The 10,862-nt window shown below is 71.6% G+C and carries 14 protein-coding genes; 3 read left to right on the top strand and 11 right to left on the bottom strand.

The genetic code is table 11. The features are described from left to right. The coding region (locus tag CQZ88_RS09500; RefSeq protein ID WP_258008527.1) for a TetR/AcrR family transcriptional regulator at window positions 1–541 on the top strand (541 nt) is incomplete at its 5' end. On the opposite strand, the gene CQZ88_RS09495 is transcribed toward CQZ88_RS09500, so the two are convergent. The 6 genes from CQZ88_RS09495 to CQZ88_RS09470 all read right to left on the bottom strand — a co-directional run bounded on the left by CQZ88_RS09495 (window position 534) and on the right by CQZ88_RS09470 (window position 5,394). Then, window positions 534–1,202: a ScbR family autoregulator-binding transcription factor gene (locus CQZ88_RS09495; RefSeq protein WP_006941080.1), complete on the bottom strand. Its 669-nt coding sequence runs from the start codon at window positions 1,200–1,202 to the stop codon at window positions 534–536. The two genes, CQZ88_RS09500 and CQZ88_RS09495, sit on opposite strands and share 8 nt — an antisense overlap. A 252-nt stretch (window positions 1,203–1,454) precedes the next feature. Next, window positions 1,455–1,643 carry an antitoxin gene (locus CQZ88_RS09490; protein WP_006941081.1) on the bottom strand — a complete coding sequence of 63 codons (189 nt, stop codon included), beginning with the start codon at window positions 1,641–1,643 and terminating at the stop codon, window positions 1,455–1,457. Window positions 1,644–1,729: 86 nt separating this feature from the next. Continuing rightward, window positions 1,730–1,984, bottom strand: a complete 255-nt coding sequence (locus CQZ88_RS09485) for an antitoxin (RefSeq protein WP_258008526.1) — start codon at window positions 1,982–1,984, stop codon at window positions 1,730–1,732. Window positions 1,985–2,081: 97 nt separating this feature from the next. After that, window positions 2,082–2,366 carry an antitoxin gene (locus tag CQZ88_RS09480; protein WP_006941083.1) on the bottom strand — a complete coding sequence of 95 codons (285 nt, stop codon included), beginning with the start codon at window positions 2,364–2,366 and terminating at the stop codon, window positions 2,082–2,084. A 123-nt stretch (window positions 2,367–2,489) separates the two neighbouring features. Next, window positions 2,490–4,967 (bottom strand): HAD-IC family P-type ATPase, encoded by a 2,478-nt coding sequence (locus CQZ88_RS09475; RefSeq protein ID WP_006941084.1) that lies wholly within the window; start codon window positions 4,965–4,967, stop codon window positions 2,490–2,492. 61 nt (window positions 4,968–5,028) lie between these two features. Beyond that, window positions 5,029–5,394, bottom strand: coding sequence for a nuclear transport factor 2 family protein (locus CQZ88_RS09470; protein ID WP_006941088.1), 366 nt, complete (start codon window positions 5,392–5,394; stop codon window positions 5,029–5,031). A gap of 100 nt (window positions 5,395–5,494) precedes the next feature. Here CQZ88_RS09470 and CQZ88_RS09465 point away from each other — a divergent pair, with 100 nt between their 5' ends. Together CQZ88_RS09465 and CQZ88_RS09460 are read left to right on the top strand one after the other, a co-directional pair. Continuing rightward, complete coding sequence (locus CQZ88_RS09465) at window positions 5,495–6,382, top strand: LysR family transcriptional regulator (RefSeq protein WP_006941090.1); 888 nt, start codon at window positions 5,495–5,497, stop codon at window positions 6,380–6,382. An 88-nt stretch (window positions 6,383–6,470) separates the two neighbouring features. Next, window positions 6,471–6,815, top strand: coding sequence for a hypothetical protein (locus CQZ88_RS09460; protein ID WP_006941091.1), 345 nt, complete (start codon window positions 6,471–6,473; stop codon window positions 6,813–6,815). A gap of 6 nt (window positions 6,816–6,821) precedes the next feature. Here the strand turns inward: CQZ88_RS09460 and CQZ88_RS09455 are convergent, their stop codons facing one another. The 5 genes from CQZ88_RS09455 to CQZ88_RS09435 all read right to left on the bottom strand — a co-directional run bounded on the left by CQZ88_RS09455 (window position 6,822) and on the right by CQZ88_RS09435 (window position 10,731). Then, window positions 6,822–7,586: a ZIP family metal transporter gene (locus tag CQZ88_RS09455; RefSeq protein WP_006941093.1), complete on the bottom strand. Its 765-nt coding sequence runs from the start codon at window positions 7,584–7,586 to the stop codon at window positions 6,822–6,824. A 94-nt stretch (window positions 7,587–7,680) separates the two neighbouring features. Continuing rightward, window positions 7,681–8,796, bottom strand: coding sequence for an MBL fold metallo-hydrolase (locus tag CQZ88_RS09450; protein WP_006941094.1), 1,116 nt, complete (start codon window positions 8,794–8,796; stop codon window positions 7,681–7,683). Between the two features lie 29 nt (window positions 8,797–8,825). Next, complete coding sequence (locus CQZ88_RS09445; RefSeq protein WP_029541887.1) at window positions 8,826–9,557, bottom strand: enoyl-CoA hydratase; 732 nt, start codon at window positions 9,555–9,557, stop codon at window positions 8,826–8,828. Between the two features lie 70 nt (window positions 9,558–9,627). Beyond that, window positions 9,628–9,828: a hypothetical protein gene (locus CQZ88_RS09440; RefSeq protein WP_006941096.1), complete on the bottom strand. Its 201-nt coding sequence runs from the start codon at window positions 9,826–9,828 to the stop codon at window positions 9,628–9,630. 15 nt (window positions 9,829–9,843) lie between these two features. Then, window positions 9,844–10,731, bottom strand: a complete 888-nt coding sequence (locus tag CQZ88_RS09435) for an SPFH domain-containing protein (protein ID WP_006941097.1) — start codon at window positions 10,729–10,731, stop codon at window positions 9,844–9,846. Window positions 10,732–10,862 lie beyond the last annotated feature (131 nt).

Here is a 10,862-nt window from a genome sequence, read left to right as displayed (position 1 = left end):
GATGTCCATGCAGGCGCTGGCCGACGAGGCCGGGGTGAGCGTGGGGCTGATCTACAAGTACTTCGGTGGCAAGGAGGACGTCCTCCTCGCGACCATCCTCGCGATCCTCGACGCCTTCCGCGACCAGCTCGAACCGGCCATGGACGCCGTCGGCGACGACCCCGTCGAGCGGCTCGCCGCCGGGATGCGCCGCTACATCGAGATCGTGGACGAGAACCTCCACGCCACGGTGCTCACCTACCGGGAGAGCCGCACCCTCGACGACGCCGGACGCGCCCGGATCAAGGAACTCGAGGTGGAGTCCTCGGCGCCGCTGCGCGCCGCGCTCGACGCGGGGATCGAGGCGGGCGTGATGAACCCGGTCGACGTCGACCTGATGGTCTTCGACATCATGCTGCTGGCGCACGGCTGGGCGCTCAAGCACTGGCACTTCGGGGCGATCTACACGCTCGACGAGTACATCCGGCTCCAGACCCGCTTCGTGCTGAACACGCTCCTCCCGGCCGAGCGCCGCGACGACTACGCGCAGTTGCTCACGTAGCCGACACGGGAAGCAGGTCGCCGCCGAGAGGTAGCGACCAGCGCGCCCCGCGCACCGTCTCGATCGCGTCGTGGCGGGAGGTCGGCATGATGCCGGGCAGCAGCAGCGTCCACATCTGGTCGATCCGCTCCTCGAGGTCGACGCGCCCGGCGAGGACGTCGGACAGGAGCTGCACGCCCGTGAACGCGGAGATCACGAAGTGCGCCAGCATCGACGGATCGAGGTGGGCATCCAGGTCGCCTTCCTCGACGGCACGACGGCCGAACGCCTCGCAGGCCGTGATCCAGTCCAGGTACGGCCCGGCGGGCTTGTCGAGACTGCCGAGTTCGAGGGTGAGCCGGATCCCAGCGCGCACGACGGGGTCCTCGATCATCTGCCGGCCGATGCCGTGGCACAGCATCACGATCTGTTCGAGGGTCGACGCCTCGGTGCCGGCGATCGCATCGACGAGCGCGATCGAGCGGCGGTGCTGCTCGGCGACGATGGCGCCGGCGAGGTCGATCTTCGACGCGAAATGGAAGTACACCGCCCCCTTGGACAGTCCCGTGTCGCGGAGAATGTCGGCGAAGCTGGCGCCGTGGAACCCTCGTTCGTCGAACATCGCGGCGGCGGCGCGCACGATCTGCTGCCGGGTCACTGCGGCGCGGGCTTGCTTGGCCACTCACTCACCTTTCTCGCGAGGCGGATTCCGACGAGACACCTCGGCCCGAGGCATCCGACGTACATCCCCTCGACAACCCCCGACCGACACACCGCCGACTCCCCCTGGGCGGCCCGCCGGGATCTGCGTCGATCCCGGCGGAAGGCACCAGCCACCTTAACAAGACCGATCGACCGTTCAACGAAGGGTGGACGGCACCGGCGTGCCCGCCCCGCTCCCCCTCGGCAGCACGGGCCGATCGGCGGCGCCGGCCTATCCGGCGCCGAGGGCCTTCTTCGCCGCGTCCTGCGCCTTGTCGACCTGCTCGGCGTACTTTCCGCCGGTCTTGCGGTCCGCGAGATCACCGGCCTTCTCGATCGCCTCGTCGACCTTGTCGGGGTTCTGCGCCGCGAACTCCTTGCCCTTGTCGACCAGCCCCTTGACCGAATCCATGAAACCCACGTCGCGTCCTTTCGTCCGAATGATCGAGCGGGCCAAGCCTGCCACAGCAGGTCGCGACCGGACGTGGGGCCGGGTCCGACGCCGCGCTATCGGGGGTCGGGTCCGGGAGCCGGGCCGGGTCCGGCAGCCGGACCCGGTCCGCGACCTTCGGTGCCGAGGGTCTTCTTCACCGCTTCCTGCGCCTTGCCGACGTGCCGGGAGTACTTTCGGGGCCCCTTCGTCCGGGCGAGATCGCCGGCCTTGTCGATGGCGTTGTTCACCGTGTCCGGGTTCTTCCGGGCATAGTCCTTGCCCTTGTCGACCAGGCCCTTGAGCGAATCCATGAATCGCATCGGGTCCATCCCTTCTCTGTGCAATGGTCGGATCGTCACCAGCGTGCCACCGGTGGACGCAGAGCGGGAGATCCCTGTCGGGACCTCCCGCCGAAGACCTCCACTGCTACGGGCTGCGCGGGCCCGGCTGCGCCTGCGGGCCGGGATCGGACTCCGGGCCGGGCCGTCCCGCGGGACCCGGAGTCGCACCGGGAACGGGATGGTCCGCGGTACCGAGGTGCTTCTTCGCGGCGTCCTGCACCTTGTCCACGTGCTGGGCGTACTTGCCGCCCGTCCGGGCATCGGCGGCGTCGCCTGCCTTGTCGACGAACCCGCCGGCCTTGTCGGGGTTCTTCTCCGGGTACGCCCTGCCCTTGTCGACCAGGCCCTTGATCGAATCCTTCAAACCCATCTGCCGCTCCTTCCGTTCGAGGGATCGATGCCTCAGCGTGCCACCGCGGGCCGGTTCCCAAACCTGCCGCGGCGGCGCAGTGTCCCCGTCCCCGGCCGGGCCGGCGCAGTGGCCTCGTCCCCGTCAGTGCACGCCCGGCAACAGGTCCTCACTGGCGGCGAACAGCCGGCGGTGCTCACCGTGGACTCGCCCGGTCACCCACCACGAGACCTCCACGAGGACCACGCCGATCGCCCCGCACGTGAACGCCGTGACCATTGCGCCGACGTTGGAGATGTCGAGGGCGAAGAACTCGCGGGCGATGGGGAAGGCGAACAGGACCAGGTACCCGAGCACCGAACCGGCCAGCAGCACCAGTTTCCACATCACGTACGGCCGCGCCACCACGGCGAGCACCCACAGCGCGATCATGATCAAGGTGATCAGCGCCGCGGTGCCGGCCTGCATCTTCTGCGCCTCGGTCTGCTCGGGCCCGGCGTACACCAGGATGTAGCAGACGTACGTGCTGATCCCGATGATCACCCCCGACGGGATCGCCAGGCGCATCACCCGCGACACGAAGCCGGAGCGGGCCCGCTCGTTGTTGGGGGCGAGCGACAGGATGAACGCGGGGACTCCGATGGTGAACCACGCCGCGATCGTCACGTGCCGCGGCAGGAACGGATACGGCATCGGCTCGTAGCCGAACACCTGGGACAACGCGCCCGAGAGCCCCACGAGGAACGCCAGCAGTACGGAGTACACGGTCTTGGTGAGGAACAGGTTCGAGACCCGCTCGATGTTGCCGATCACCCGCCGGCCCTCGGCGACGACGTAGGGCAGGGTGGCGAACTTGTTGTCCAGCAACACGATCTGCGCGACCGCACGGGTAGCCGGGCTGCCGGAGCCCATCGCGACCCCGATGTCGGCGTCCTTGAGCGCCAGCACGTCGTTGACCCCGTCGCCGGTCATGGCGACGGTGTGCCCGCGCGACTGGAGGGCTCCGACCATCGCCCGTTTCTGGTCGGGCCGCACGCGACCGAAGGTGGTGGCCGAGTCGAGGGTGTCGGCGAGCCGGTCGCGGTCCTCCGGCAGGGTGCGGGCATCGACGGGGTGATCGGCGTGCGGCAGGCCGAGCGACGTCGCGACCGCGCCGACCGACACGGCGTTGTCGCCGGAGATGACCTTGACCTCGACCTGCTGGCTCGCGAAGTACTCGAGGGTCGGCTTGGCGTCGGGCCGGACCCGCTGCTCGAGCACGACGAGGGCCTGCGCGGTGACCGTGCCGGGGGCGTGCGGGTCGTCGACGGGACGGTCGCACCGGCCGAGCAGCAGCACCCGCAGCCCCTGCGCCCCGAGCGCCTCGGCGCGCCGGGCCGCCTCCGAGCCGGGATCGAGCAGCACGTCCGGTGCGCCGAGCACCCAGTCGCCGTGGTCGCCGTACGACTGGCCGCTCCACTTCTTCGCCGACGAGAACGGGGCGACGGCGGTGGCCTCTCCCCAGCCGGGGTCGTCCGGCATCGCCTCGCGGACGGCGAGGACGCTGGCGTTGGGACGCGGGTCGTCGGCGGCCATCGCCGCGAGCGCGGCACGGGCGGCCGTCTCGTCGCTGCCGTCGACGCACACGACGTTCGCCAGGCGCATGCCGTTCTCGGTGAGCGTGCCGGTCTTGTCGGCGCAGACCACGTCGACGCGGGCGAGGCCCTCGATGGCCGGCAGTTCCTGCACGAGGCACTGCCGGCGACCGAGACGGATCACGCCCACCGCGAACGCGATCGACGTCATCAGCACCAGGCCCTCGGGGACCATCGGAACGAGCGCGGCGACCATGCCGCTGAGTGCCGGGCCGAGCGCCTCGCCGCTCGAGAACAGCTGGTTGTAGATGATGAGCAGGCCCGCCGGGATCATCAGGTAGGTGATGAATTTCAGGATCTTGTCGATGCCGGCGCGCAGTTCCGAGTGCACGAGCGTGAACTTGCTGGCTTCCTCGGCGAGCCGGGCTGCGTACGCGTCACGGCCGACCTTCGTGGCCCGGTAGGCGCCGCTGCCCGCCGCGACGAAGCTGCCCGAGAGGACGTGTGCGCCGAGCTCCTTGTGCACAGGATCGGCCTCGCCGGTGAGCAGCGACTCGTCGAGTTCGAGCCCCTCGGCCTCGACGACGAACCCGTCCACCACCGCCTGGTCGCCGGGGCCGAGTTCGATGATGTCGTCGAGCACCACCTCGCGCGGCGGGAGCTCGGCCACCACTCCGTCCCGGCGCACGAGAGGCTTGGCCTGGCTGACGATCGCGAGCCTGTCGAGGGTCCACTTCGCGCGGATCTCCTGCACGATTCCGACGGCGCTGTTGAGGATGATCAGCAGGCCGAACATGCCGTCGATGATCGAGCCGGTGGCCAGGACGATGGCCAGCAGGACGGCCAGGATCGCGTTGATGCGGGTGAAGACGTTGGCGCGGACGATCTCGCCGACCGACCGCGACGCCCGGTCCGGCACGTCGTTGGTGGCGCCCCGGGCCACGCGTTCGGCGACCTGCTCGGTGGTCAGGCCCAGCTCGATGTGCCGCGCGTCGGTCGGGGGCGCGGCCGCCTGGTCGGCGACGGCGGTGGGCTCCTCTGCTGCCATGGGAATCAGGCTAAGCCACCCGCTGCGCTCCGCCGCCGTGCCGTGACGCCTCGCGCCGGGCTCAGCTGTCCGGGCGGACGAACTCGGGCTGGTCGAGCACGCGCAGCCAGCTGCCGTCAGGCTGGCGGCGGGCCACCTGGGCCCGGGCGCCGGCGCCGTCCTTCGGCGGGGTGGCGGTCAGCGCGAGGTCGCCGCTGATCAGTGTCGGCAGCGGCGGCTCGGGTTCGAAGTGGGGCGCGTGTTCCAGCACCTGCTCCCACAAGCGGCGGATGGCCTCGCGGCCCACCGTGCGACCGCCCGGCGGGTAGGCCATCACGGCGTCCTCCTCGTACAGTGCGGCGACACCCGCCGCGTCGCCGGCGTTGGAGCGCTCGACGAACAGGCGGGTGAGATCCTCTGGCTGCCAAGCCTTCTCTGCGTCGGACACGGTCATCCTCTCCAGGAACGGAAGCGGGACACCACCAGCCTCCGACCCGCAGAGTCAGAAGTCCAACAGATTGTTCTGATCGGAACTAGAATCCGGGGTTATGGAACTGCGGCAGCTCGAGTACTTCGTCGCGGTGGCCGAGGAGGCGAACTTCACCCGGGCCGCCCACCGCGTCCACATCAGCCAGTCCGGGATCAGCGCCCAGGTCCGCCGGCTCGAGCACGACCTCGGCGCCGCCCTGTTCGACCGCTCCACCCGCACCGCCACCCTGACCACGGCCGGTGAGGCGGCACTGCCGCACGCCCGGGCCGCGCTGGCGTCCGCCGCGGCCGCCCGGCAGGCGGTCGAGGAGGTGACGGCACTGATCCGCGGACAGCTGGTGGTCGGCATGGTCACCGCCTGCACCGTCACCGGGTTGTTCGACGCACTCGCCGCGTTCCACCGCGCGCACCCGGGGGTCGAGATCACCCTCGTCGAGGACGCCTCCGACCGGCTCGTCGAGCGGGTCCGCTGCGCCACCGTGGACCTCGCCCTCGTCGGCTCCGCCGGCAGCCCGCCCCCGGGCCTCGAGGCGCTCACCCTCGTCAGCGAACCGATCGTCGCGGCCGTGCCGCCCGGTCACCCGCTGACCGGCCGCGCCCGCCTCACGCTCGCGGACGTGTGCGCGCACCCCGTCGTGTCCATGCCCGAGGGCACCGGGATCCGGACCGTGTTCGACCGGGCGTGTGCCGCCGCCGGCCTGCGCCCCGACATCGCCCTGCAGGCCAGTTCCCCGGACACCGTCGCCGACCTCGCCCTCCGCGGGCTGGGCGTGGCGATCCTCAGCCGCTCGATGACCGCGCACTTCGAGGGCCGGTTGTGCGGGCTCACCCTGGACGACGCCACCGGGCCCGCGGTGCTGTCGCTGATCTGGTCCGATACGGACGCTCCGGCCCTGCGCGAACTCGTCCGGCACAGCCGTCGCGCCTTCGCCGTCGCAGGGACCTAGGACACTTCCCCGGCGGCGGCCCGCGGCCGAGAATGGGCACGGGCCGGCGAACCGGCCGGAGTCGAATCCACGACGACAGGGGGCGGACATGAATCTCGAGGACCTGATGGCCAAGGCACGCGACACGGTCACGGTCAAGCGCGTGTACTCGGAGCCGGTCGAGAAGGACGGCCTGACGGTCATCACCGCGGCCGTGGTCTCCGGCGGTGCCGGCGGAGGCGGGGGGTACTCGCCCGACGGGGAGAACGGCGAGGGCGGCGGCTTCGGCGTCGGGGCTCGCCCGGTGGGCGCGTACGTCATCAGCGGCGGCAAGCTGTCGTGGCAGCCGGCGGTGGACGTCAACCGCCTGGTGCGTACCGTCGCGAGTGTGGCGATCGCCTTCCTCGTCACGCGGGCGCTCGTCGAACGCAAGCGTGCCGCTACGACGCGCTGACACCGCTCACAGCGTCGCGAGGACGAACGACAGCACGAATCCCGCGGCGGTGCTCAGCGCGACCGTGGGACCGCCCTTCTCGTAGGCCTCCGGCATGAGCGTGTCGGCCAGCGACGCCAGCACCGCGCCCGCCGCGAACGCCAACGGCAGGGAGATCGTCTCCGGCGGGGTCACCGCGAGCGGCCCGGCCCCGACGACGACGGCGACGGTCAGCAGCGTGGCGCACGCGACCCACATCCCGAGGATGTACCCCCGGGACCGGCCCTGAGCGCGCATGGAGGCGCTGCCGACGAGCGACTCCGGGAAGTTGGACACGAAGATCGCGACCAGCAGGGCGAGGCCGCCGGTGCCCTCCCCCAGGGACACACCGAGCGCCACGTTCTCGGGCACCCCGTCGAGCGTGACCGCCGCCAGCAGCGCCAGCCCGGCCGCCCCGCTCACCGAGGACGACGACGGCGCGGTTTCCTCGGCGGCCGCGTCGACGTCGAGTTTCTCGCTGCCGTGGTCCTTCTCCCGCCGGCCCTCGGCCACCCGGTCCAGCCACGCGCTGAGCACGGTGAACACGAGCGCGCCGACGACGAGTCCGATCGCCGCGCGCCAGATGCCGCCCTTCTCGTACGAATCCTCGAACAACTCGAACGACAGGGCGGTGATGAGCGCGCCGGCGGCGAACGCCAGCATCGCCGCGAGAACGCGTTTGGGGATCTCCACCCATCCGCCCACCAGGGCACCGAGCACCAGCGCACTCGAGGCGATGATCCCGAAGAGCAACGATTCGACGATGGCCCCGCCCTCCCTCCGACGCTCCCCGACGGACGGCGGGATACCCGCTGCGGCGGCCCGGAAACCCCCTACCGGCCCGGGGTCAGCCGAGCGGAACCCACCACGGATCCTGCGAGCCCGGCCGCAGTGCGTCGACCCGCTGCCCCGGCATCGGCACGGCCGTGGGCACCCCCTCCTCCCGAGCGGCGGGCAGGAGCCGCGCGATCGGCTCCGACCACGCGTGGAACGCCAGGTTGAAGGTGCCCCAGTGCACGGGGACGAGCAGGCCGGGGTGGTCGCCGCCCCCGAGATCGAGGTGGGTGCGCACCGCCTCCTCCGGGTTCATGTGCACGTCGGGCCACCGCGGGTCGTACGCCCCCACCGGCAGCAACGTCAGATCGAACGGGCCGTAGCGGTCCCCGATGCCGGCGAACCGGGGCGTGTAGCCGCTGTCGCCGCCGAAGAACGCGGTTCGCGTCGGCCCCGCGATCACCCACGACGACCACAGTGTGATGTTGCGGATCAGGCCGCGTCCGGAGAAGTGCCGCGCCTCGGTGCACGTGACGGTGAGCGCGCCCACCTCGGTGTGCTGGTCCCAGTCCAGCTCGACGATCCGGTCGGCCGGGATCCGCCACCGGCGCAGGTGCGCGCCCACGCCGAGCGGCACCAGGAACCGGGCCTCGCGCTGCGTGGCCGCGAGCGCCTCCACGGTCTCGCGGTCCAGGTGGTCGTAGTGGTCGTGGGAAATCACGACGGCGTCGATCGGCGGCAGTTCCGCCAGTTCGACCGGCGACGGGTGCAACCGGGCCGGACCCACGGCCGGCGACGGCGAGACCCGCTCGCTCCACACCGGGTCGGCGAGGATCCGGTGGCCGTCGATCTCGAGGAGGACGCTCGAGTGCCCGTACCAGGTGACCGCCAGTTCCGCGGCCTGCACCGGCGCGAGCTGCGGCGCGAGCGGCACCGCGTCGCGCGGCGTGCCGGAAGACCGTCGGGTGAGCATGTCCTTGACGAGGCTGCCGCCGGCCTCGGGCAGCACCGTGCTGCTCGGCTCCGAGTTGTGGAACCGGCCGTTCCGATACCGGGGTGAGCCGGCGGCGTACGGGCGGATGTCCGCCGGAGTCGCGCCGATCGAGCCGGGGACGCCGCGGGCGGCGCGCGCCACCCACAGCAAGCCGGCGCCGGCGAGGGCGGACGAGGCGGTCTGCTTGACGCTCACCCCACCACTGTAGAGGGGCGCGGGCGCGCTCAGCGGCCGCGGAAGACCGGCTCCCGGCGTTCCGCGCGGGCGAGCCGGGCCTCCTGGACGTCCTCGCTGAGCCACGCCGCGGCCAGCGCGGCCGTCTGCTCGGGCGACGGCTCGTCGCGGGTGCCGTCGTCGTTGAGGAACAGCTTCATCGCGTGCAGCGACAGCGGTGCGAGCTTGGCGATCTCGTGTGCCCAGGACTGCGCGGCGACGAGGTCGCCGATCCGGTTGGCCAGGCCGCGGTCCACGGCCTCGTGGGCGTCGACCGGCTCGGCGGCGAGCAGCACGGCCCGCGACGGGCCGCCGCCGAGCAGGGAGGCCAGCCGTCGTACCGTCCACCGGTCCACCGAGATACCAAGGCGCGCCGCGGGAATCGCAAAGCGAGCACCCGGCGCGACGACCCGCAGGTCCGCGGCGAGAGCGAGCTGGGTGCCCGCGCCGATGGCGGGGCCGTTGATCGCGGCGATCACCGGCACGGGCGCCTCCTGGATGGCACGCAGCATCTCGCCCAGGCTGTCGAGGAATCCCTCCGCGTAGACGTCCCCCGACAGGTCGGCGCCGGCGCAGAAGCTCGAGCCCCGGCCGGTGATCACGACCGCACGCGCACCCCCGTCGAGCGCCTCCTCGAGTCCCTCCCGGACCTGGACGCACAGCTCGGTGTTGAGCGCGTTGCGGCGCTCCTCGCGCCGCAGTTCGAGCGTGACCACGTCGCCGTCGCGGCTGATCCCCATCATGTGTGCTTCACCTTTCGTCGCCGGCACGCATCATCGCACCCGCCGCGCACGGGCGCGACGTCGCTCCGCGTCAGCCCTCGTCCGCGCGCGGCCGGCCGGGCTTGCGGATGCGCCCGGCGTCGCACGGCATGCGTCCCGCCTCGCTCAGCGCGCGCCGGAGCAGGAACTCGATCTGCGCGTTGGTGCTGCGCAACTCGTCGGCGGCCCACCGCGCGAGCGCGTCGTGGACCGCCGGGTCGAGCCGAAGCAGGAGCTTCTTGCGTTCCGCCATGGCGTCGACGAGCCCTCAGGCGTAGAGCGATCCGGTGTTGAGCACCGGTTGCGCGCTCTGGTCACCACACAGGACCACCAGCAGATTGCTCACCATCGCGGCCCTGCGCTCCTCGTCGAGCTCGATGGTGTGCTCCTTCTCGAGCTGTTCGAGGGCGGTTCCGACCATGCCGACCGCACCCCTGACGATCTGCTCGCGCGCGGCGATGACGGCACCCGCCTGCTGGCGGCGCAGCATGGCCTGCGCGATCTCGGGCGCGTACGCGAGCCGGTTGATCCGGGATTCGACGACCCGCACGCCGGCGGATCCGACCCGCTCGTCGACTTCCGCGGAGAGCCTCGAGGTGATCTCGGCGGCGTTCTGCCGCAGCGACAACGTCTCCGGGCCCGCGTCGTACGGGTAGCTGCCGGCAATGTGGCGGACGGCCGCCTCGGTCTGCACGGCGACGAACTCCTCGAAGTCGTCGACGTCGAACACGGCCCGGGCGGTGTCCTCGACCTGCCACACGATGACGGCGGAGATCTCGATGGGGTTGCCGTCGGCGTCGTTGACCTTGGCGATCCCGGTCTCGTGGTTGCGGATGCGGGTGGAGATCTTGCGCCGGGTGTTGAGCGGGTTCATCCAGCGCAGCCCGTCCTGCCGGAGGGTGCCCGAGTACGAGCTGCCGAGCAGCTGCAGCACGCGGGCCTCGTTGGGTTCGACGAGGACCAGGCCGGCGAGCGCCACGGTGGCGGGGACGAGCAGCACCGCGCCGGCCACGACGAGCGCGACGTTGTGGTTCACCGCGCCGAACACGGCGAGCGCCGCTGCCACGACGTCCACGGCGAGCGCGATCGCGAGGACGGACCAGCCGCTCGCGGATCGTCCGGGCCGCTCGATGGTTACGGAGGGGGTGGCGGACATGGCGGTGACTCCCTTCCCGGTCATTGCAATGCGATATTAAAGTGATATCACATTTTTGGCCGTGCGGAAAAGCCCGTGAGTCCCTCCGACGGTGGTCGCGCCGGCCCCGATCGTGCCGACGGCACGGCCCC

It is taken from the genome of Rhodococcus sp. ENV425, assembly GCF_002887785.1.
GTDB lineage: Bacteria > Actinomycetota > Actinomycetes > Mycobacteriales > Mycobacteriaceae > Rhodococcus > Rhodococcus aetherivorans.
Note: the sequence above shows the minus strand (reverse complement) of the source record. Positions and strands in the feature narration are given on the sequence as shown.